This is a genomic window from Anaerotignum faecicola (assembly GCA_024460105.1).
Taxonomy (GTDB): Bacteria; Bacillota; Clostridia; order Lachnospirales; family Anaerotignaceae; genus JANFXS01.
In genome coordinates this window covers 330,162-353,465 of sequence record JANFXS010000003.1, presented here as the reverse complement: position 1 = coordinate 353,465, position 23,304 = coordinate 330,162, and the positions used below count along the sequence as shown (strand labels likewise).

Here is a 23,304-nt window from a genome sequence, read left to right as displayed (position 1 = left end):
TTGAAAGCAGAGGATAATGATGGACGAAATTTTAAGGGCGTCTATGCTCTTTGATTTTTATGGAGAGCTGCTTACCGACAAGCAAAAATCGATATTTGAAATGTTCTATCTGAACGACCTGTCGCTGACGGAAATAGGGCAGGAGCTTAACATAAGCCGTCAGGCTGTACGGGATCAGCTTAAAAGAACTGAAAAGATACTTTCGGAATATGAAGACAAGCTGATGCTGCTTGAACGGTTTTACGAACAGAAAAAACTTGTCAGAAAAATTAAGTCAATAGTTGAAGATATAGAAAATAGCAGTAATCTTGATTCCGTAAATATCATAAAAATAGAAGAAATAAAAAAGATCGCTGATGAAATAATTGATTAAAGGAGGCTTATAAATGGCGTTTGAAAACCTTTCAAATAAGCTGCAGGACGTTTTTAAACAATTAAGAGGAAAAGGAAAACTCTCTGAAAGCGACGTTAAAGCGGCTATGCGCGAGGTTAAAATTGCGCTGCTTGAAGCCGACGTTAACTTTAAAATAGTTAAACAGTTTATTAACAGAGTAACGGAAAGGGCTGTCGGAAGCGAGGTTATGGAAAGCCTTACTCCGGGACAGCAGGTTATTAAAATAGTTAATGAAGAGCTTATCGAGCTTATGGGTTCAACCCAGAGCAAGCTTACTTTTGCTCCTAAACCGCCGACAGTTTACATGATGGTTGGCCTTCAAGGCGCCGGAAAAACTACGTCAAGCGGCAAGCTTGCCGGTCAGCTCAAAAAGCAGGGAAAAAATCCGTTGCTTGTAGCATGCGACGTTTACAGGCCGGCCGCCATAAAACAGCTTCAGGTTGTAGGGAAAAATTATAATATACCCGTTTTTGAAATGGGCGACCAGTTAAGCCCGGTTGAAATTTCAAAAAAAGCTTTGGAACATGCGTCTGCAAACAGGAACGACGTTATATTAATAGATACCGCCGGAAGGCTCCACATAAACGAGGAGCTTATGGAAGAACTGAAAGAGATAAAAAGCGCCGTACGGCCGCAGGAAATATTGCTTGTTGTAGATGCAATGACAGGGCAGGACGCGGTTACGGTTGCCGAAAGCTTCGATACACAGCTTGGTATTGACGGCATTATAATGACAAAACTCGACGGCGATGCAAGGGGCGGGGCGGCGCTTTCCGTGAGGAGCGTTACAAACAAGCCTATTAAATATATCGGAATGGGCGAAAAAATGGAGGATTTGGAACCGTTTTACCCGGACCGAATGGCAAGCCGCATACTGGGAATGGGCGACGTTTTAAGCCTTATTGACAAGGTTCAGCGCAATATTGATGAAAAGGAAGCTATGGAGCTTGAAAAGAGGCTTAGGGAAAACGATTTTACATTGGAAGATTTCCTTTCCCAGATGCAGCAGATAAAAAAGATGGGCCCTATGAAGGATCTCTTGGGAATGATACCGGGCATGAATAAAATAAACATGGATGCGCTTGACAATGTTGATACCGACAAAGAGCTGCGCCGTGTCGAGGCTATTATTCAAAGCATGACAAAAGAAGAAAGGCTTAACCCTTCCATACTGAACGGGCCGCGTAAAAAAAGGATCGCAAACGGCTGCGGAAGGAATATTGCCGATGTGAACAGGCTTTTAAAACAGTTTGAAGATATGAAGAAAATGATGAAACAAATGAATAACATGACTAAGGGCAAAAAGGGTAAATTCAGATTTCCCTTTTAAATAATTAGCTAATATTTATTTATACGGGAGGTGAAACACATGTCAGTAAGAATAAGGTTAAAAAGGTTAGGCGCAAAAAAGGCTCCGTTTTATAGAATAGTTGTTGCAGATTCAAGGACGCCTAGAAATGGCAAGTCAATAGCCGAAATAGGTTACTATGATCCAACTAAAGAACCGGTTGAATTGAAAGTAAATGAAGAAGAAGCTAAAAAATGGCTCTCGACAGGCGCACAGCCTTCTGATACTGCAAAAGCTTTATTGAAAAAGGTAGGCGTTATCGCTGAATAATTTTTTTCTTTCAGGAGGTTGCTATGAAAGAATTATTAGAAGTTATTGCAAAAAATCTTGTTGACCATCCTGAACAGGTAACAGTAACAGAAGTACAGGGCGAACGTTCTTTAGTTCTTGAACTTAAAGTTGCACCGGAAGACATGGGCAAAGTTATCGGTAAGCAGGGCAGGATTGCAAAAGCAATCCGTACAGTTGTAAAAGCGGCTGCAATACATGAGGACAAGCACATAGTTGTTGAGATTGTGCAGTAACTGACAGATTGGGGCTGATTTCTATATAGCCGGCTATGTAGCCTGCTGTGGAAATCAGCCTTTTAATATATACTTTAGGGGTAGATTTATGGGATATTTTGAAATTGGAAAAATTACCGGGACACATGGCATTAAAGGAACGTTCAGGGTCTTTCCGACAACGGAAGATCCGTTGCGGTTTCAGGCTTTAAAAGAAGTTATTATAGATTCTAATGGCAGGAAAGAAACTTTTAAAATTAAAAAAGTAGGATTTCAGAAAAATATGGTGCTTCTGACTGTTGAAGGCATAGAGGATATTAATACGGCGGAGAAGTATAAAACAGCTTCGATATTGATTACAGAAGAAAATGCTATCCCTTTGGAAGAAAACGAATATTATACAAGGGATTTATATGATATGAATGTTGTAAGCGACGAAGGGGAAGAACTCGGCATTATAACCGACATATTGAAAACAGGGGCAAACGACGTATATGTTGTAGGCTGTGACGGAAAAAAAGATTTACTTTTGCCGGCAATAAAAGATTGTATATTAAATGTCGACATTAAAGGCAGAAAGATGACGGTCAGGCTGTTAGAGGGGCTGAGATAATGAATTTTTATGTACTTACGCTTTTTCCGGAAATGGTTGAAAGAGGTCTTTCCCACAGCATATTGGGGCGGGCGCAGAAAGAAGGAATTATTAATATAAAGGCTGTTGATATAAGGGATTTCGCTTTAAATAAACAAAAGCATGTGGATGATTACCCTTATGGCGGAGGATGCGGCATGGTTATGCAGGCACAGCCGATTTACGACTCTTTTAAAAGTCTGGATATAAAAAACGGGACAAGAGTTATATATATGACGCCGCAGGGCAAACCGTTCACGCAAAAAACTGCACATGAACTTTCAAATGAAGAAGAACTTGTCATATTATGCGGCCATTATGAAGGCGTTGACGAACGTATAATCGAAGAAATTGTAACCGACGAAATTTCGATAGGGGATTTTGTTTTGACCGGAGGGGAAATTGCCGCTATGGCGGTTATAGACGCAGTTTCCAGGTTAAAGGAGGGTGTTTTGGGTAAAGCGGAAAGTTTTATGGACGAGAGCTTTTGCCAAAATACATTGGAATATCCTCAGTATACAAGGCCTTATGAATTTTTAGGGAGAAAGGTGCCGGACATACTTTTAAGCGGCCACCATGGCAACATAGAAAAGTGGCGCAGAGAACAATCGCTTATTAGGACATATGAAAAACGGCCCGATTTATATGAAACTTTGGAACTTTCAAAAAAGGAAAAAGATTTTATGGAAAAATATTTAACGAATAAATCGGAAAGCCGTTGATTTTGAGCCAGGCACATAATGTAATATTTTGAATAATATATTGTATATTCCGTGAAAGGGTGGTTTTCATGGGCCAATATATTATTAACGGCGGCAGGAAGCTAAGCGGCGAAGTATTTATTAACGGAAGCAAAAATGCGGCTCTCCCTATTTTAAGCGCGGCCTTAATAAACAGCGGAGAAAACATAATTCATAACTGCCCTGATATTACAGACGTGTCTTTGACTTTGGAAATTTTAAAAGATCTTGGATGCGAAATTAGCAGGGAAGGCAAAACTGTTATTGTTAATTCAAAAAATGCCGAATATTGCGGCATATGTCAAGATACGGCGGGAAAAATGCGTTCTTCAATACTTTTTATGGGAGTTATGCTTGGAAAATGGGGCAGAAGCGAAATTTGCAGGCCGGGAGGGTGTTCCATAGGCAGAAGGCCCATAGATATACATCTTGACGCTATGAAAGAACTTGGTGCGAAAATTGAAGAAAACGACGATTCTATTTGCTGTACAGCCGAAACACTTACAGGAACAAGTATTTATCTGCCTGTTGCAAGTGTCGGCGCCACGGAAAATATTATGCTTGCGGCCGTTTTTGCAAAGGGGCGCACTGTTATACACAATGCGGCCCGGGAACCGGAAGTAGTCGCTCTTCAGGATTATTTGAAATCTATTGGCGTTCAAGTTAAAGGGGCCGGAGGGCAAGTGATTTTTATTGAAGGATGCAGTAAATTTAATGACGGAGAATATTCGGTTATACCGGACAGAATCGAGGCCGGAACATTTATGGCGGCCGCTGCAATGACAAAAGGAAAAATTTTTTTAAAAAATACAAATTGGCTTCACATGTGTAAAACTGTAGAAATTTTTAGTAATTGTGGGTGTGAAATTAAGGCGGAAAAAGGCGGTATTTATTTTAAATCCCCGAGAAAGATAAAACCGGCGTCCGTTATACGGACCGGAGTCTATCCTAATTTCCCTACAGATATGCAGCCCATTGTAATGTCGATGTTGACAATAGCCAAAGGAACAAGTATTATAATTGAAACGATGTTCGAAAATCGGTTTAACCACGTTTCTGAACTCAATAAAATGGGCGCAAAAATAACGGCGCAAAACAGGGTAGCTATAGTTGAAGGAGTAAGGAAACTTAACGGGGCATCGGTTTCGGCAACGGATTTAAGGGCAGGGGCGGCATTAATTGCCGCGGCGCTCGGCGCGAAGGGAGAAACGGTGGTTCAAAACTCCCATTTCGTTGAAAGGGGTTATGAAAATATTGACGGGAGCCTTGCGGCGCTTGGAGCAGATATTAAATTTTCACCGGAGATTAACGTATGAAAAAAATGCGCAATGAATTAACAGATGAATTTAAAGGCAGAAACAAGGGCAGGAAAAAAATTAAGGCGGGAAAGACGCTGTTATTTTTTATTGTTGTTGCCGGAGCTGTTTCGTCGATACTTTTTTCACCTTTATTTACAGTCAGGGAAGTGAATGTCAACGGCATTAAAAAATTTACGGCAGACGAGATTTGTGAAATTACAGGCATAAATACGGGAATTAATATTTTCAGCGTATCAACAGGAAAAGCCGAAGATAAGCTTAAAGAAAATGTATATATAGAATCTGTCCGCATTAATAGAACTTTGCCGGACAAAGTTGATATTATTATTGATGAAAGACGGGTAAGAGGATATGTTCCGTACATGGGCTCTTACCTTTACATAGACGAATACGGGCGCGTACTGGAAATTAATCAAGCCGTTACTGAACCGCTGCCTGTTGTAACAGGGCTGGCTTTTAACAGTTTCAGCCTTGGGCAGAAGATAGATTGTGAAAATCCGGAGGCTTTCGATATAATTGTTACAATTGCGCAGGTGATGACAAAGTATGATATGCTTGATACAGTTGTAAGGATTGATGTAAGCGATACAAATAAAATTATGGCTTATGTAAGGAAAGTTGAAATTAATTTAGGCGATGGGACAAACTGTGACGAAAAAATACGCACAATGTCCGAGGTTATAAAGCAAATCCCAGAAAATGACAGAGGCACGCTGGATTTAAGCGATTTAAGCAAGCCTATTGTTTTTAAATATCTGACTTAAATAGCAAAGGAAGATGATAACGTGAGTAAAGCTAAACATGGCATAGTTTCAATTACTGTTGTATGCGTTATACTTGGGACGATTATCGGGATTCAGTTTAAAACGGTAAGAAGCCAAATTACCGCGCAGGATATACAGCGTGTCAGCGAGCTTTCAATAAAGCTTAATAATGCCGTTGCTGAAAATGAAACGCTGAAACAAAGCTTAGAGGAAAAAGAAGAAAAAATTGAAGAATATGAAAATTTTATAGCTGAAGATAATGAAGAATTGAGCCTTATAGTTGAAGAAAACAATAAGCTTAGAATGTTTGCGGGATTAACCGACGTAAGCGGACGCGGTGTTTCGGTTACTATAAATGACAGCCCGAAAGCGGGGCAAAGCGGCGATGGAGTCAGTTCAGACGCATTTCTTGTGCATGCGGAGGATATACTTTCGATACTTAATGAGTTGAATGTTGCAGGCGCCGAAGCTATAGCCATAAACGGGCAGAGGATTGTTTCAACAAGCGCAGTCAGGTGCGCCGGATCGGTCGTTAACGTTAACGATGTTAAAATTGCGGCTCCTTTTGTAATTACGGCAATAGGCGATCCTGATATACTTGAAGCGGCTCTTGTATTTCCTGGAGGGGTTGTAGATTCGCTTAAACCGTGGGGAATCGAAATACTTATTAAGAAGCTTGAAACGGTTGAAATCCCGGCATATCAGCAGCAGTTTGTTTTTAAAGAAGCGAAAAATGTGAGTACGGAGGGATAAGCATGATTATAATTCCTGTTATCGGTTTGGCTGTTGGAATAATATTAGGCATACTTTGCCCATACATATTCCCTTCAGGTTATTCGGGCTATATAGCTATTGGAATACTTGCATGCGCCGATACTGTTTTGGGAGGCGTAAGAAGTATCTTGAAGGACAAATTTGACGTTGCTATTTTTATGACCGGATTTTTCAGCAATGCCGTTTTGGCCACGCTTCTTGTGTTCCTCGGGGAACAGCTTAATATACAGCTTTCAATAGCGGCGGTTGTTGTATTCGGTTCGAGGATATTCAACAATTTTTCAAGTATCAGACGGGATCTGCTGAATAAAGGCGAAAAAGGTACTAATAATAATACATAATTATTTTAGAAAAGTATAGCCCATTTATACTTGTTTATAGTATAATACAGATTAGGCTGTAAAAAAGTTTAAATTTGTATTAATTTTATTAAACATACATTAGTTTGGTATAGCAATTTCGTGCAGTTTACGGTATAATATAAGACAAGCTAATCAATTATGACGTTGGGAGGGGTATGCAGTGCTTGAGTTTATTAATCAAGGCAATGCGGCAGTGATAAAGGTAGTTGGCGTTGGCGGCGGAGGAAACAACGCCGTTGACCGAATGATTGAAGATAATATGGCCGGCGTTGAATTCGTCGCTGTAAATACAGACGTTCAAGATCTGTCAAAATCTAAAGCTGAAACAAAGATACAAATAGGAGAAAAGCTTACCAAAGGACTAGGGGCGGGTGGAAATCCGGATATCGGTGAAAAATCCGTTGAGGAAACTAAAGAAGAAGTTTCCAAAGTGCTTAATGGGGCAGATATGGTGTTCATTACTGCCGGCATGGGAGGAGGCACAGGAACAGGCGCGGCGCCTAAAATCGCTGAAATATCAAAAGCGCTTGGAATATTAACGGTAGGCGTTGTTACAAAACCCTTTGAGTTTGAAGGCAAAAAAAGGATGAACAACGCCGAAAGAGGAATTTTGGAGTTAAGAAAAATTGTTGATACATTAGTTATTATACCGAACCAGCGTCTTTTAAGCATTATTGATAAAAAAACGACATTAATCGAATCATTCAGGAAAGCTGACGAGATTTTAAGGCAGGGCGTCCAGGGAATTTCGGATCTTATATCTAAACCGGGCGTTATTAACCTCGACTTTGCCGATGTTAAAACTATTATGAAAGATAAAGGCGTTGCCCACATGGGCATCGGACACGGCGAAGGTGAAGATAAGGCTGAAAATGCAGCTAAAGCCGCAATACAAAGCCCTCTTCTTGAAACTAAAATCGACGGCGCCAGAAGCGTTCTTATTAATGTCAGCGGCGGCGTGGATATGGGGCTTCTTGAGGCTGATGCAGCGGCTACCCTTATCAGGGAAAACATTGATCCCGAAGCTGAAATTATATTCGGTACTACGATTAATGAAAATCTTAAAGATGAAATGGTTGTTACAGTTATTGCTACCGGTTTTGACGATGTTAAAGGCCTTCCTTCAAGAAATATCCGTGAACTTTTTGGTTCGTCAAACGGCGAAAGGAATGTTCAGGACAGTATGGAGCATGGCGGTGCAGAGCAGCAGAGGTCTCGTCAGCCCGAATTTAAACCGATTGAAACTGATTTTGATGACGACGATATAATAATACCTGACTTTATTAAAAAAAGAAAGTCATTCTAAAACTATATATTGTTTATTTTTTGAGGAACTCTTTATGGAGTTTCTCTTTTTTATATAGTTAATAAATTGTATATTTATGAAAACTAAAAGTTTCTACAGTATAAATATACGAATGAAATATAAAGACATTTCGGCGTTATCAGTAAATTTTATATATTTTATAAAGAGGAAATATATTATAAGAAATTACAGGCATTAGTTGTGAGAAACTGTTATTTTCAAAAAAAGTAACAAATTAGGACAAGTCCCATATAATGGTTATATATCATTTAGGCTATTAGCCTTATAAAAAGGATGAGCAATATGGGTATAACAAATTCTAATAAGCAGATTGATTTAACTGAAATTGACTGTAATGGGACGCTTAAAGTAACGCTGGCTTTATCGGCGGCGCCGGATATTTCCGAAAATCCAACGGATATTGTACTGGTGCTTGATCGTTCGGGAAGTATGGCCGGAGTTCCGCTTGAAAACATGAAGCTCGGAGCGGAAAAGTTCATTGACATCATTGATGAAGCAACCGATAATTCTCAAGACGGGAATATTGGCGGAGGCAGTCATATCGGCATTGTAAGTTTTGCAGATACTGCAACTGTAAACGCACAGCTGATTACTTCAGTACAGACGTTAAAAAATGCCGTTAACTCAATAACGGCAGGCGGATCAACTAATCATGCCGATGCTTTTGCAAAGGCCATGGGGCTTTTCAATCCTCTTTCAACCAATGCAAAAGTGATTGTGATGTTTACAGACGGCAAAACTACGGAGGGACCGGATCCTTCTCCGGTAGCCGCGGCAGCCAGGGCTTCGGGAATAATAATATATTGTATTGGTTTGATTGGTTCGGACGGCATTGATGTAAATGTTTTGAACGACTGGGCTACAGATCCTGACGCATCGCATGTTGCCGTTACTCCCGATGACGACGAGCTTGAGGATCTTTTTGAGGATCTGGCACAGAATATTTCAAAGCCCGGCGCAACTAATATAGTAATAAATGAAGTTATAAATTCAGATTTTGCCATTATAAACATGCCGGCGCCTACGAAAGGCACTGCAGTAATAGTTAATGATACAACCATAAGATGGACAATCCCTGAATTAGGCGTTTCAGGGAACGAAGGAGCGGCGCTTGAATTCTTTATTAAACATGTTGCCGACAGTTCAGGCGAAAAACTTATAAACAGTTCTATTGACTATTCAGACAGTGAAGGTAATGCCGTTACATTCCCAACGCCTTCTGTTTTGGTCGATTGCGGTATTGTTGTTAATCCCGAACCTTGCCCGGTTCCCGTAAGCATTGAGATGTCGGGATGCAGCGATTCCATTGTAGTAGATTTGGGCGAAACCTATCTTGAATCACAGGGAAGGATTGCACAGGTTGATGTTACGGTTAAAAATGTTTGCCCCGGGAAAAGGGTTGCTCTTGCCGTAATTTTGTCAGAAGTTGATTCAACCGGAAATGAATACCAGCGCGGTTTAAAAACAATAGTGATACCAGCACACAATTATCCTACATGCAGGGATGTGCTTGTTAAATGCGTTAAGTTCGTATTGCCTGAAAGCCTGAACGTATCAAGCGCAGGTTCGACGTCTATGTGCATGACGAGGAATTTAAATGTACGTTTAATTGCCCATAATATTGATACTGACTATAGATGCTGCGAATCGGTTATCACGGTATTATAGTTAAAAAGTTTTCGGCATTTCCGCAATGCTGAAGTTCGTAAGTCGAAAGATAAATATTTTTTTATAAATTATTGTGCTCGAAGGCGGATATTTTCCGCCTTTTTTATTTGATGGTTTTAATAGTTAAGGCGGCGGCAATTTAATTTTTTATGAATGGAATATATAAATCGCAAAACAAAGCGTAGATTGATAAATAGACGTTATTTGGAAATATGCTGAACATTTATTTATACAGGCGTACAGTTTTAATAGTTTAAAGTGGGTTTGTGAATTTTTTTGAGGTAAGTTGGGATAAAAACATTTAATATAGAATAAAATTTTAAAAATTTAAACGTATATTTTACAAAATTTGTATTCTGCTTATCCTATAATTACATTATGGCAGGTGTTGATATGGAAATTTATATTGATGTGCTTTTCTTAGTTAATGTATTTATGGATACGCTGATATTGTGGATAACATCGGTATTGGACAGGAGGAAGGTAAAGTTAATAAGGATTGCGGCAGGTGGGACGGCCGGAGCTTTTATTTATTGCTTTTTTGTTGTTTTTGCCGTCAGGGGCGTTTTATCGAACGCTTTATGCGGGATTATTTCAGTTGGCATTTCAATATTGATTGTGTTTAAACCGCAAAAAGCAAAAATATTTTTCAGGACGTTTGCTTTTTCTGTCCTGGCTTCATTTATTGTGGGAGGAGCGTTTATTGCAGCGTTTAATTTTATTGATGTATACGGAATAATTTCTGCCGGTATCGGAGCTTTTTCGTTTAAACTTATGGCAGTCCTTACAGCTGTATTTTATACAGTTGTAAAGCTGATTGGAGGAGTAATTGTTTCTTCCGTCACAAAAAGGCGGGACTTTTGTACTGCTAAGTTATACTTAAATGGGAGATGGGTTGAGTTTACTGTGCTTATGGATACGGGGAACTTTTTGTCCGAGGATTCGTTGGGGAGAAAAATAGTTATAGCTGAATTTAGGGCTGTTAGGGATATATTGAGCGCCGAAACACAGCTTTTGTATTTAAAAAAAGCCAGTCCTGAAAAAATACGGGATTTAATAAAAAACGATGAAGAATTAAGCCGTTTTTTTCTTGTCCCGTTTTCTTCACTGGGAACGGAAAGCGGCAGCCTTACAGCATATAAATTGGACTATGCGGAGTTCTTCGGAATTGAAAAAACAACGATTAAAAATGCCGTTGTGGCTGTATATAACGGAAATTTAAGCGGTAGCGGAAGCTTTAGCGGAATAATTAACCCCTGTATATTAGAGGGATAAGGAGGATATAAAATGGAATGTTTAAAATATTTTTTCTTCAGGCTCAAGTACGACTGCGGCGAAATATACAATCGTCTGAAAAACAGGGATATTGAAGACATCTATTACATAGGAGGAAACGATGTTTTTCCGCCGCCGCTTACGGCTGACGAAGAAACGGCTGTTCTAGGCAAACTGGGCACGGAGGAAGAACAAAGCGCTAAGGCCGTGTTAATTGAAAGGAATTTGAGGCTTGTCGTTTATATAGCCAGGAAATTTGAAAATACGGGAATTAATGTGGAGGATCTCATATCTATAGGAACTATCGGCCTTATAAAGGCCATAAATACATTTAAGACGGAAAAGAAGATAAAACTTGCGACATATGCCTCAAGATGTATTGAAAATGAGATACTTATGTATTTGAGAAGAAATTCAAAGATAAAAACGGAAGTATCCATTGACGAACCGCTTAATGTGGATTGGGAAGGAAACGAACTTTTATTGAGCGATATTTTGGGAACTGACAGCGACGTAATATACAGGGATATTGAGGACGAAGTTGATAAGATGCTGCTCAAAAAAGCAATGGAGAAATTAAACAGAAGAGAACAGAAAATAATTTCCATGCGTTTTGGCATTGCAGACAATGGCGAAGAAAAAACCCAAAAGGAAGTTGCCGACCTTTTGGGAATATCGCAAAGCTATATTTCAAGGCTTGAAAAAAGAATAATAAGCAGGCTTAAAAAAGAAATTAATAAAATGGTTTAAAGCTTTTTGCCGCATTTAGGGCAATGTATAAAATCTTCTTCAACTTCATACCCGCAGTTTGGACAGGAGCGGCGGATTGAAAAGTCGCCGATATACGGCGTGAGGTCATTTTCGTTTATCATAACGTTTTCGCCTCTTTCAATTTTCCGCCCCTTTTCTTTATTAAGCAGATATACATTTTGGCAGCAGTCGACTTTAACAATATATTTTTTCCCGAATTTTATTAATGGGATAAAAAACAAGCTTAGGCATGACGCGCTCATATACACTTCATAACCGCATACTTTTCCACATGTTTGGCATATCCCGCTAAAGGGATAAGGAAGCCTTTTTTCAACAGGCATAACTGCTATTAAAAAGAACATTATTTCACCTCCGCAGTATTTTTAGCCATTATTATACCATAAAAAAACCGTTTTTGAAATTAATTATATATTTATCGATATAGGTTTTAAAGATTATGAATTAATTTTGCCGATAATATTTTACATGCTTGTTTATATGTGGTAGAATAATAAACAATGATGCTGTTTAATAAGTAAATTATGCATATAAAGGGGAATGTGAAAATGAATATAAAACGTCTTTATATTGAGAAGAAAAAAGGCTGTGACGTTGAAGCTTCAAGCCTTCTTTCTGATATAAGGGAAAACCTCGGGATTACCTCGCTTATCGGCGTTAGGGTTTTTAACCGATATGATATTGAAGGTATCTCGGAAGAAATTTATGAGGCCGCCAAACCGACTATTTTTTCAGAACCTCCCGTTGATATAGTTTATGAAGAAGAAATATCTGTTGAGGACGGAGCAAGAGTGTTCGCCGTTGAATACCTGCCGGGACAGTACGACCAAAGGGCGGATTCCGCCATGCAGTGCGTGCAGATTATATCCCAGAAGGAAAGGCCTGAAATAGCGGTTGCGAAAGTAATTGTGCTTGAAGGAAATATCAGCGAAAGTGATTTTGAAAAAATAAAAAGTTACTGTATAAATCCGGTGGACAGCCGTGAGGCTTCGCTGGAAAAACCGGAAACGCTTGCAATGAAAATGGACGTTCCTGATGATGTAGCAAGCTTTGAAGGGTTTATCGATAAGACTGAAGAAGAAATTATTGCTCTTAGGAATGAACTTGAAACGGCAATGAGCAGTGAGGACATGCTGTTTTGCCAGAAATATTTTAGGGACGTTGAGAAAAGAAATCCTACTGCTACGGAAATACGCGTAATTGACACTTATTGGTCAGATCACTGCCGCCATACGACATTCCAGACAAAGATCGAAAATGTTGAGTTTGAAGACGGGGCTTATAAAACGCCTGTTGAAAAGGCATATTCATATTATATGGATGAAAGAAAACGCGTTTACGGGGATAAGGAAAAAGACGTCTGCCTTATGGATATTGCAGTGCTCGGCATGAAAGCGCTGCGTATGAACGGTACTCTTGATAATCTTGATCAGTCTGAAGAAATAAATGCCTGCTCCATAGTTGTGCCTGTAGATGTTGACGGTATTGAAGAAGAATGGCTTATTATGTTTAAAAATGAAACGCATAATCATCCGACAGAGATAGAGCCGTTCGGCGGCGCCGCCACATGCCTTGGAGGAGCTATAAGAGATCCGCTAAGCGGAAGGAGCTATGTTTATCAGGCGATGCGTGTAACAGGGGCTGCCGATCCGAGGACAAAGGTTGAAGATACGATTAAAGGGAAGCTGCCGCAAAGGAAGATTGTGACTGAAGCGGCAAGGGGATACAGTTCATACGGGAATCAAATTGGGCTTTCAACAGGCCAGGTGGCTGAGATATATGACGATGGATTTGTTGCAAAGCGAATGGAAATAGGGGCTGTTATAGCAGCGGCCAAAAAAGAGCATGTTATTAGGAAATCTCCTGAAAAAGGCGACGTTGTAATTCTTACGGGCGGACGTACCGGACGTGACGGATGCGGCGGGGCTACAGGTTCGTCAAAGGAACATACGCTTGAATCGATTACAACATGCGGCGCGGAGGTTCAAAAGGGAAATGCGCCGACAGAAAGGAAACTTCAAAGGCTTTTCAGAAATCCTGAAGTAAGCGTTATGATAAAAAGGTGCAACGATTTCGGAGCCGGAGGCGTTTCCGTTGCGATAGGGGAACTTGCCGAAGGCCTTACAATAGATTTGGACGCCGTGCCTAAGAAGTATGAAGGGCTTGACGGTACGGAGCTTGCAATTTCCGAAAGCCAGGAAAGAATGGCTGTCGTAGTTGCAAAGGAAAATGTTGATAAATTCATTAAGTTTGCAGAAGAGGAAAATCTTGAAGCTACTCCCGTTGCGGTTGTAACAGATGACAGAAGGCTCACAATGAAATGGAGAGAAAAGAATATTGTTGATATTTCAAGGGATTTTCTCGATACAAACGGCGCAAAGCAAAGAATTTCCATCAAAGTTGCTTCTCCTGAAAAATCATCATACTTTGAAACGCCTGTTGTCAGCGAGGGGCTGATAAATTCAAATTTAAAAGAAGCATGGCTTGAAAACATATCGGATTTGAATACGGCAAGCCAGAAAGGGCTTGTTGAGCGATTTGACTCAACAATAGGCGCCGGAACCGTACTTATGCCTTTCGGCGGCAAAAACCAGCTTACTCCGCCGGAGGTTATGGCGGCGAAGATACCGCTTCTTAAGGGAGAAACGACAACGGCTACCCTTATGAGTTTCGGATATAATCCCAAGATATCAAAATGGAGCCCGTTCCACGGAGCTGTGTATGCGGTTATTGAAAGCCTTTCAAAAATTGTTGCAGCAGGAGGGGAATATTCAAAAGTAAGGCTTACGTTTCAGGAGTATTTTGAAAAACTCGGAACGGATCCTGTTAAATGGGGCAAGCCTTTTGCGGCTCTTGTCGGAGCTTTCAGGGCGCAGATGGAATTTGGCGTTGCGGCTATCGGAGGAAAGGACAGCATGAGCGGCACATTTATGGATATGTCAGTGCCGCCGACACTTGTGTCGTTTGCAGTCGATACGGCAAAAGTTGACGATATTATTTCGCCGGAATTTAAAAATGCCGGGAATACTGTCGTTTATCTTCCTATGAAACTTGATAAATATGATTTGCCTGATTTTGAATATGCAAAAAAACTTTTCAGCCTTGTAACCTCCCTTATTAAAAAAGGCGTTTGCATATCCGCCCATACTGTAAGAAACGGCGGTATTGCAGAGGCAATCACTAAAATGGCCGTTGGAAACGGTATAGGTTTTGTATCTGAGGACGAAATAGACATTGTTAACCTTTTCAGGCCTGCATACGGTTCGTTTGTACTTGAAATATCTAACGCAAAAGTAATAGACTTTATGGGCCTTGACGCCAAGATAATCGGAAAGACTGCCGAAGATGAAAGCATCATAATAGGCGATACGAAAATCGAACTTTCCGAAGCGCTTAATTCGTGGGAAGGAACTCTTGAAAAAATATTCCCCACAACGGTTAAAAACAGTAAAATTGGAAATCCTGAAATTAAACCTTTTGAGAATTTCAATTTTGCAAAGCCTGCAATTAAGGCCGCTAAACCAAAGGTATTTATACCTGTTTTTCCGGGCACTAACTGTGAATATGATACGGCCAGGGCATTTGAAAAGGCCGGAGCCGAAACAAAAACTCTTGTTGTAGCCAATATGACTGTAACGGCTCTCGAAGCGTCAATAGAAAAAATGGTTAAAGAAATTAATAACAGCCAGATTATTATGATACCCGGCGGTTTCAGCGCCGGAGATGAACCAGACGGTTCGGGTAAATTTATAGCCGCCGTGTTCAGGAACCCTTATGTAAAAGAAGCCGTTATGGATTTGCTTAAAAACCGCGACGGTCTTATGCTTGGAATATGCAATGGCTTTCAGGCGCTTGTCAAACTCGGTCTTGTTCCATATGGCGAAATCAGGGATCTTGATGAAAACAGCCCTACTTTAACATATAATTCAATCGGAAGGCATGTAAGCTGTCTTGTTGATACAAAAATTACTTCGACACTTTCACCATGGCTTTGGGGAACAAGCTGCGGCGAAATTCATACAGTGCCTGTTTCTCATGGAGAAGGCCGGTTTATAGCGCCTGAAGAAGAATTGAAGAGGCTTATCGCAAACGGACAGGTCGCGACACAATATGTCGATAAAAAAGGCAAAGCAACATATGACATAAAGTTTAACCCAAATGGTTCAATAATGGCTGTTGAAGGAATTACAAGCCCTGACGGAAGGGTGCTTGGAAAAATGTGCCACTCTGAAAGAATCGGAAACGGTTTATATAAAAACGTAACTGGAAACAAAGACCAGAAAATTTTTGAATCCGGAGTATCATATTTTAAATAGAAGGAGGCATATTAATGAAAGTTACTGCTTTAGTTTTAAGTTCAGTGTCATTAGCGGTTTCGGCTGCGCTTTTAGCGTTCTCTATTGTAAATTTAGCAAGAAAAAACTGCTGACAATATGGTATTTGTGGATTGGTTTTTTAAAAATATCTGTGGATAGCATATTTAAAGTAAAAATAAAATTTTAGGAGGTAATTCACATGGTAAAAGTAGGTATTAACGGTTTTGGCCGTATAGGCAGGCTTGTACTCCGCGCTTCTCTTGAAAGGGACGACGTCCAGGTTGTTGCGGTAAACGATCCGTTTGTCGATCCGGAATATATGGTTTATATGATGAAATACGATTCGGCGCAGGGAAAATTTAAAGGCGATGTATTTGCGAAAGACGGCAAGCTTGTTGTTAACGGAAAGGAAATAACTGTATTTGCATGTATGGATCCTGCCTCTATACAGTGGAAAGACGCCGGGGCTGAATATATTGTCGAAGCAACCGGAGCGTTCACTACTACGGACAAAGCAAAAGCACATTTTGAAGGAGGAGCTAAAAAAGTTATTATTTCAGCTCCTTCAGCAGACGCGCCTATGTTTGTAATGGGCGTTAATAATGATAAATATACAAAAGATATGAACATCGTTTCAAACGCTTCTTGTACTACAAACTGCCTTGCGCCTTTAACTAAAGTTATTCATGATAAGTTCGGCATTGTTGAAGGCCTTATGACAACAGTTCATTCAACAACTGCTACACAAAAAACCGTTGACGGCCCTTCTAAAAAAGACTGGAGGGGAGGACGCGCTGCTGCGGCGAACATTATTCCTTCTTCAACGGGAGCGGCAAAAGCTGTAGGCAAAGTTATTCCGGAGCTTAACGGGAAACTTACAGGCATGAGTTTCCGTGTTCCTACAATCGATGTTTCTGTTGTTGACCTTACATGCAGGCTTGAGAAAAAGGCAACCTATGAAGAAATTAAATATGCCGTAAAGGCGGCCTCCGAAGGACCTCTTAAAGGCATACTCGGATATACGGAAGACGCGGTTGTTTCCAGCGATTTCCTCGGAGATCCCAGAACTTCTATTTTTGACGCCCAAGCCGGTATTGCTTTAAATGATAATTTTGTTAAGCTTGTAAGTTGGTATGACAACGAATGGGGCTATTCAAACAAGGTTGTTGATTTAGTATGCCATATGGCTAAGGTTGACGCCCAATAATTTAAAATTTATGTTATGCGCATATGAAAAGATATAAGCAAAGTGCCAGTAGGCTTATGAATTATGAATAATTAAGCCATACCTTGCTATGACAATGATTTTCAAACCGCTTCTTTGACAAAAAAGAATTTTTTAGTCAAGAGGCGGTTTTTTTTGAAATAAAAAATATGAGAATAGCTGTATATTTGAGAAATGTACGCATTATTGCATAAACGTCAGATAAATAATTTTGATATTAAGCTTGATATATTATTTTAAATGGGAATTTAAAAATTAATTGGTGTGGAAAGGAAGTATGCGGTATGAGGCGTAAAGCATATTGTCTTGGAACAGTGGAATTTATGAACAATTGAGGTTGTAAAACATTACAGTTGGGGGAATGTTTTTTCGTATGATTTTAATTATATATATAGATTAAATACATTAAAAATATAGGGATTACATATATAAACATGGATTTTTAAGAAGAATATCGGCTTAATACATATTTTTAATTAGCGGTTGCAGGCGTATTTTAAGTTCTGCCGTGGGATAGTTTATGAAATAATTTGATAAAAAAAATAATAAAAATCAAAAGTTATTATTTACTTTCTATATATAGTATAGCCTATAATGAAATTAAATAAATTAAAAGTTACAAATAATTTATAAAAAAGTATTGAAAAATATTAAAAGTGATTTATGCTTAATATTTGGAGGAACATTTATGAAGGCATTAAAGGGATTAAGAGTGTTGGATTTGACACATGCGTATAACGGCCCTTTTTGTACAACGCTTTTGGCTGATAACGGGGCTGATGTAATAAAATTTGAACCTCCTGAAGGGGATCAATGCAGAACGTGGGGACCTATTGATGAAAAAAGCGGTGAAAGCGGGTTTTATGCCTTCTTAAACAGAAATAAAAAAGGCGTTACCCTAAATTTAAAAAACGAAAAGGCGCGTGAAATTTTCTATAATATGGTTAAGGATGCAGATGTGGTTGTAGAAAATTTCAGGGCAGGAGTAGCGCATAAACTAAAAGTTGATTATGAAACGCTCAAAAAAATAAATCCAAAGATAATATATGCATCGGGTTCGGGGTTTGGACAAAACAGCCCCCTCTCGAACCGCCCATGCTATGATATTGTTGCCCAGTCAATGAGCGGTATGGTAAATTTGACAGGGTTTCCGGAAAATGTACCTACAAAGGTAGGATCCTCAGTAGGAGATAATGTTACGGGCATTTATCTGTGCGTAGGGATTTTAATGGCTTTATATCACAGAGAAAAAACGGGAGAAGGCCAACAGGTTGACGTTTCAATGGTTGATACGCTTTTCAGTCTGCTTGAAAACGCTATTGTAATAACGACAATGAAAAATGTTATACCGCAGCGCCAAGGAAATATTGATCCTTCTATTGCGCCTTTTGACATCTATGAGGCAAAGGACGGATTTATATCAATAGGCGTTGGAAACGACAAATTGTTTAAAATTTTCTGCAATGAGATCGGCAGGCCCGAATGGATTAATGATCCTAAATATTTGACTAACGATTTGAGATGCGAGAATTATAAAAACGGTTTGCAGCAGGGTATAAGGCAATGGGCAAAGGAACGTACAAAAAAAGAAATAGAGGATATATTTGACAAAGCGGGAATTCCGTGCGGCCCGGTTTTGGATATGAAGGAAGCTATTGATCATCCGCATATTAAAGCAAGGGAAATGATGGTGCATATGGAGCATCCGACAATAGGGGATATGTATTTTCAGGGATGCCCTGTAAAACTCTCAAAAACTCCGGGAAGCGTAGATACGCCGGCTCCTCTTTTGGGCCAGCACAATAAGGAAGTTTTCGGACTTACAGACGAAGAAATGGAAGAAATGAAAAAGGAAGGAATTTTATAATCGGAGGAGTATTTTTATGAGAAGGGAAGCTTTTTTGAGCTATAATATGACAACGGCCGACGCCAATAATGCCGAAGGCATAGTTCCCATAGGAAGGCAGTTTGACTTTATAGGCGACGTTGAAACGGAACTTATGATATTAAACGACGGCGATGAGTCGCTGTGTCTTGGATATGACGACGTTAAATTTTTTGAAGACGTTTATGTAGGAGATATGCTTAATTTTAAAGCAACTATGCTTAATATAGGAAATACTTCAAGAACATGCCTTATACAAACGTTTAAAGTTGCTACTAAAGCAAAAAGGCTTGGAATCGAAGGCGCGAAAGACAGCGATATTTTTTATTATGACGAGCCTAAACTTATTACTGAAGGGAAAGTTACGCTTGTTGTAAAAAAACATTTGCAAAGGGGCGTCCAGCCTGACGGTATTGTAAACGATCCATGGTTTGAAATCTGATAATTTATGGGAGGAATATAAAATGGATCAGGAAATAAAAGAATTTACGGAAACTATGCGCTATAGGATGTCGGACAGAGATGTATTTTATGGCGGCGGAGTTGTAAACGGCGCAAGGTCTATTACATATATGGGAGATTTGGCTGAAAGGATAATGGCAAAAGCTTTCAGAAAGACAGCAAGGTGTATAAAAGTCGAAACTGTCAGATTACATTCGCCTGTTTTTGCCGGAGATTATCTGGAGTTTATAGCAAGAATTACGGAAGTTAAGGGAAAGGCGGCAAGGATTGAATGCCGTTCGTTTAAAATAGCGGAAATACCTGAAAATCCGGAATTTGAAAGTTCTATCGATGTACTTGAGAAACCTGTTTTATCTACCTCGGCTGTATTCTGGTATGAACCGCGTGAATGATAATGATGGATAATGCGTTTAATACGCATTTGAAATAGCTGCTGTTATAATTTTATTTTATTATCTGGTTTATGAAAGGATGATTGTATGAGCAAATACGATGTAATTATTAAGAATGGTACTATTATAACTGCTTCTGATATTTATCAGGCCGACATCGGTATTAAAGACGGCAAAGTTGTTGAGATTTCTACAGCTATAGGCGACGATGCCGCAAAAGTAATAGATGCAAAAAATAAATACGTTATTCCGGGCGGTATTGACGCGCATACACATTTGGATATGCCTTTCGGCGGAACGTTTTCCAGCGATGATTTCCAGACCGGTTCAAAGGCGGCTGCAATAGGCGGCACAACAGCCGTTATTGACTTTTCCGTTCAGCCGGGCGGCGGCACTTTGGCAGACGCGCTCAGGATATGGAAAGAAAAAGCGGAAAAAGCTTGTATCGATTATGGTTTCCATATTGCTATAACAAACTGCGACGATAATGCCATTAAAGAAATTCCTGAAATGATGGAAGAAGGCGTAACAAGCTTTAAAGTTTATATGGTTTACGACGGAATGCGCGTTGATGACGAAGCATTTATGAAGATATTGGAAAAATCAGCGGAATGTCATGCGCTTGTTGGCGTTCACTGCGAAAACTACTATGTAATCAAACATTTAACAGAAGAACTTTTGGCGGCAGGAAAAGTCGAACCTAAATATCACGCCGTTTCAAGGCCTGCAAAATGCGAGGGCGAAGCGGCCAACAGGGCTATCAAGCTTGCGGAAATGACAAACGCCCCTCTTATGATTGTGCATAACACATGCGAGGAATCTATTTCCAGGATCAAAGAAGCAAGGGACAAAGGAATTAAAGTTATGGCTGAAACATGCCCTCAGTATCTTCTTTTATCAGAAGATAATTATGAGGAACCAGACTTCGGCGGTTCAAAATATGTAATGTCCCCTCCGTTAAGGGATAAGAAAAACTGGGATTATATTTGGAAACAGATTAAAGACGGCGTTATATCGACTGTAGCTACAGACCATTGTCCGTTCTTCTTAGAACAAAAACGCCTTGGCATTGACAACTTTGCAAAAATACCAAACGGCGCTCCGGGAATTGAGGCAAGGATTCCTCTTATGTTTACATATGGACCTAAACATGGCCTCTCATTACAGAAAGTTGTTGAGGTTACATCTACGAATCCGGCTAAAATATACGGAATGTATCCTCAGAAGGGTACCATAGCAGTTGGAAGCGACGCCGATATTGTTATATTTGATCCTGAAAAGAAAGTTACAATTACGAAATCAATGATGCATGAAAACGTTGACTATACATCATATGAAGGATTTGAACTTGAAGGATATCCAGTAATGACGTTATCAAGGGGCGATATTATTGCCGAAAACGGCGAATATGTCGGTGAAGAAAAACGCGGCAAATATATTAAACGCGGTATTGGCGAAATAATGTAACCTAATGTAACCCATAAAGGCGGTGTGATATGAGTAGTATTGTGGCTTTGGGCTTGACAACTGCAATTTTATGCGGAGCATGGACATGGGCGGCAGGTATTATCGGGTTTTTAGGCTGGGCAGGGTTTTCAGGATGCACATCTTATTTTGCATGCCCTGATAAAGGCTTAAAGGGCGTAATATCATGCATATGCTGTACTATGAGCGGCGTTGCTTACGCTATGATTTCAATTAAGCTTGGAGGGATACTGACATTCCCCTTTGCAAGCATTATTGTTACTATAGTTGCGACATATTTAATGTGCGTACAGAATAAAGTTAAACTGTTATCGTATATACCCGGAACATTTTTCGGATCATTTTCAACATTTGCAGCTAACGGAGATCCTATGATAATACCGTCAATACTCTGCGGTATTATATTGGGGCTTGCATGTGACAAATCCGGGCAGTGGCTTTTTAAAGTAGCAGGAAAGAAAGAAGAAAACTAATTTAAATAAAAAACGCTTGGCTTGGCGCTGTATATTTACCCTTCAACCATACGGCGCAATTAATAACATAGGCTGCCGTATATACCCGTGTGCGGCAGTTCTATGCTGAAAAAATCCAGCTTTCTAATTTATGATAGAAATCTGGATTTTTTATATCATGCCTTTTTATTTTTCTTTTTCGTGCAAGGAGAAAATTCCGGTATCTTGTTTACTGGTATATATATTTTTGTTATATGGCTTGCTTCGTCTGCTACATCGAGAGGCGAAATTATAAATTCCTCTGTGCAATAGCCGCATATTTCGTAATTATTCGATTTTATCCAGTTAATCATTTCGACATATGTATTAAGTATTGTATTGTAAGGCCCTATATGTATCATTGTCAGTGCGAGAGGAAAACCGAGTTTGCGAAATTCAGGACTGTTTTGTATACTGTTTTCAACATGTATTGCAAATTCTACAAAACTGTCTTGGAGAAGGAATTTATCAAGAGGATTTTCATTTAAAAAAGTTACAAATATAGAACCGCAGACTTTTAACCGGCGTTTTGCGGCTTCACTGATTATATCCCGCCAGCGATCAAGGCTCATTTCGGCGTTTTTATAGTTTTTCATAATTTGCCTGTTAAAAAATAAGTTTATTTCGGGCAGGGATTCAAGTATCATGCCGTCATGACGGTAGTTTTTAACTTTGTCATGATTTTTTAATATATTTACACCTTTTTTTAATCTTTGCAAAAAATATTGCCCTTCTGTATATTGAAGCGTCATTTCATAAATTTCTTCTTTTATTTCGACAAGCTTCTTTTCAATTGAACTTTCAATAAGCTGAGGGTTTCCGGCTGAAATAATTTCGTTTATTTCTTTAAGTGAAAAACCGAAGCGTCTGAGGTTTTTAATTGTAAGGATTGTTAAAAGCTGATCCTTTGTGTAGTATCTGTAATTATTGTCGGTATCCCTCTGCTGAGGGACAATTAAGTTAATTGTATCATAATATCTGAGTGTTTTCGAGGAGATATCGCACAGTTCGGAAACTTCGCCGATTGTGTAAAATTGCTTGTCTGTCATTTTTCCACCTCTTTAATGTCAGCTGAAAATTCTTATTAGTTAAATGAAATCCATTATAAATATTTTTTAAATAGATTATAACATTTTAGTGAACTATTATCAATTGATTTTTATATTTGTGAC

Annotated in this window: 23 protein-coding genes; 21 read left to right on the top strand and 2 right to left on the bottom strand. The window is 39.4% G+C overall.

Features of this window, described 5'->3' with window-relative positions; all coding sequences use genetic code 11:
- Positions 1-16 precede the first annotated feature (16 nt).
- From NE664_06590 to sigE, 14 genes are all read left to right on the top strand, one after another.
- Entirely contained in the window at positions 17-373 is a 357-nt protein-coding gene (locus NE664_06590) for a YlxM family DNA-binding protein (GenBank protein MCQ4726330.1), read from the top strand.
- A 13-nt stretch (positions 374-386) separates the two neighbouring features.
- Positions 387-1,724, top strand: a complete 1,338-nt coding sequence (gene ffh / locus NE664_06585) for a signal recognition particle protein (protein MCQ4726329.1) — start codon at positions 387-389, stop codon at positions 1,722-1,724.
- Between the two features lie 39 nt (positions 1,725-1,763).
- On the top strand, positions 1,764-2,012 hold the full coding sequence (gene rpsP, locus NE664_06580; GenBank protein ID MCQ4726328.1) for a 30S ribosomal protein S16: 249 nt from the start codon (positions 1,764-1,766) through the stop codon (positions 2,010-2,012).
- Positions 2,013-2,035: 23 nt separating this feature from the next.
- Entirely contained in the window at positions 2,036-2,266 is a 231-nt protein-coding gene (locus NE664_06575; GenBank protein MCQ4726327.1) for a KH domain-containing protein, read from the top strand.
- Between the two features lie 88 nt (positions 2,267-2,354).
- The gene (gene rimM, locus NE664_06570; GenBank protein MCQ4726326.1) at positions 2,355-2,858 is read left to right on the top strand and encodes a ribosome maturation factor RimM; all 504 of its coding nucleotides are present in this window, start codon (positions 2,355-2,357) and stop codon (positions 2,856-2,858) included.
- Positions 2,858-3,598, top strand: coding sequence for a tRNA (guanosine(37)-N1)-methyltransferase TrmD (gene trmD, locus NE664_06565; protein ID MCQ4726325.1), 741 nt, complete (start codon positions 2,858-2,860; stop codon positions 3,596-3,598). The genes rimM and trmD overlap by 1 nt, the downstream gene beginning before the upstream one ends.
- A gap of 68 nt (positions 3,599-3,666) precedes the next feature.
- Positions 3,667-4,932: a UDP-N-acetylglucosamine 1-carboxyvinyltransferase gene (gene murA, locus NE664_06560; GenBank protein MCQ4726324.1), complete on the top strand. Its 1,266-nt coding sequence runs from the start codon at positions 3,667-3,669 to the stop codon at positions 4,930-4,932.
- A complete protein-coding gene (locus tag NE664_06555) occupies positions 4,929-5,699 on the top strand; it encodes an FtsQ-type POTRA domain-containing protein (GenBank protein ID MCQ4726323.1) in 771 nt (256 codons plus the stop codon). Before murA ends, NE664_06555 begins: the two co-directional genes overlap by 4 nt.
- Before the next feature lie 21 nt (positions 5,700-5,720).
- Complete coding sequence (locus tag NE664_06550; GenBank protein ID MCQ4726322.1) at positions 5,721-6,452, top strand: DUF881 domain-containing protein; 732 nt, start codon at positions 5,721-5,723, stop codon at positions 6,450-6,452.
- A gap of 8 nt (positions 6,453-6,460) precedes the next feature.
- Positions 6,461-6,814, top strand: coding sequence for a small basic family protein (locus tag NE664_06545; GenBank protein ID MCQ4726321.1), 354 nt, complete (start codon positions 6,461-6,463; stop codon positions 6,812-6,814).
- A gap of 181 nt (positions 6,815-6,995) precedes the next feature.
- Positions 6,996-8,141: a cell division protein FtsZ gene (gene ftsZ / locus NE664_06540; GenBank protein ID MCQ4726320.1), complete on the top strand. Its 1,146-nt coding sequence runs from the start codon at positions 6,996-6,998 to the stop codon at positions 8,139-8,141.
- Between the two features lie 303 nt (positions 8,142-8,444).
- Positions 8,445-9,830 (top strand): VWA domain-containing protein, encoded by a 1,386-nt coding sequence (locus tag NE664_06535; protein MCQ4726319.1) that lies wholly within the window; start codon positions 8,445-8,447, stop codon positions 9,828-9,830.
- 393 nt (positions 9,831-10,223) lie between these two features.
- Positions 10,224-11,105 carry a sigma-E processing peptidase SpoIIGA gene (locus tag NE664_06530; protein MCQ4726318.1) on the top strand — a complete coding sequence of 294 codons (882 nt, stop codon included), beginning with the start codon at positions 10,224-10,226 and terminating at the stop codon, positions 11,103-11,105.
- Between the two features lie 12 nt (positions 11,106-11,117).
- Positions 11,118-11,855, top strand: a complete 738-nt coding sequence (gene sigE, locus NE664_06525; protein MCQ4726317.1) for an RNA polymerase sporulation sigma factor SigE — start codon at positions 11,118-11,120, stop codon at positions 11,853-11,855.
- On the opposite strand, the gene NE664_06520 is transcribed toward sigE, so the two are convergent.
- Positions 11,852-12,220, bottom strand: a complete 369-nt coding sequence (locus NE664_06520; protein ID MCQ4726316.1) for a zinc ribbon domain-containing protein — start codon at positions 12,218-12,220, stop codon at positions 11,852-11,854. The genes sigE and NE664_06520 overlap by 4 nt on opposite strands.
- A 204-nt stretch (positions 12,221-12,424) precedes the next feature.
- Here NE664_06520 and NE664_06515 point away from each other — a divergent pair, with 204 nt between their 5' ends.
- The 7 genes from NE664_06515 to NE664_06485 all read left to right on the top strand — a co-directional run bounded on the left by NE664_06515 (position 12,425) and on the right by NE664_06485 (position 22,114).
- Positions 12,425-16,192 (top strand): phosphoribosylformylglycinamidine synthase, encoded by a 3,768-nt coding sequence (locus NE664_06515; protein MCQ4726315.1) that lies wholly within the window; start codon positions 12,425-12,427, stop codon positions 16,190-16,192.
- A 199-nt stretch (positions 16,193-16,391) separates the two neighbouring features.
- Entirely contained in the window at positions 16,392-17,399 is a 1,008-nt protein-coding gene (gap, locus tag NE664_06510) for a type I glyceraldehyde-3-phosphate dehydrogenase (GenBank protein ID MCQ4726314.1), read from the top strand.
- A gap of 706 nt (positions 17,400-18,105) precedes the next feature.
- Positions 18,106-19,284: a CoA transferase gene (locus tag NE664_06505; protein MCQ4726313.1), complete on the top strand. Its 1,179-nt coding sequence runs from the start codon at positions 18,106-18,108 to the stop codon at positions 19,282-19,284.
- Between the two features lie 16 nt (positions 19,285-19,300).
- The gene (locus NE664_06500; protein ID MCQ4726312.1) at positions 19,301-19,744 is read left to right on the top strand and encodes a beta-alanyl-CoA:ammonia lyase; all 444 of its coding nucleotides are present in this window, start codon (positions 19,301-19,303) and stop codon (positions 19,742-19,744) included.
- A 22-nt stretch (positions 19,745-19,766) separates the two neighbouring features.
- Positions 19,767-20,156 carry a hotdog fold thioesterase gene (locus NE664_06495; protein MCQ4726311.1) on the top strand — a complete coding sequence of 130 codons (390 nt, stop codon included), beginning with the start codon at positions 19,767-19,769 and terminating at the stop codon, positions 20,154-20,156.
- Positions 20,157-20,243: 87 nt separating this feature from the next.
- Positions 20,244-21,623, top strand: coding sequence for a dihydropyrimidinase (gene hydA / locus NE664_06490; protein ID MCQ4726310.1), 1,380 nt, complete (start codon positions 20,244-20,246; stop codon positions 21,621-21,623).
- Between the two features lie 29 nt (positions 21,624-21,652).
- Positions 21,653-22,114, top strand: coding sequence for a DUF1097 domain-containing protein (locus NE664_06485; protein ID MCQ4726309.1), 462 nt, complete (start codon positions 21,653-21,655; stop codon positions 22,112-22,114).
- Between the two features lie 155 nt (positions 22,115-22,269).
- On the opposite strand, the gene NE664_06480 is transcribed toward NE664_06485, so the two are convergent.
- The gene (locus NE664_06480) at positions 22,270-23,181 is read right to left on the bottom strand and encodes a MerR family transcriptional regulator (protein ID MCQ4726308.1); all 912 of its coding nucleotides are present in this window, start codon (positions 23,179-23,181) and stop codon (positions 22,270-22,272) included.
- Between the last annotated feature and the right edge of the window lie 123 nt (positions 23,182-23,304).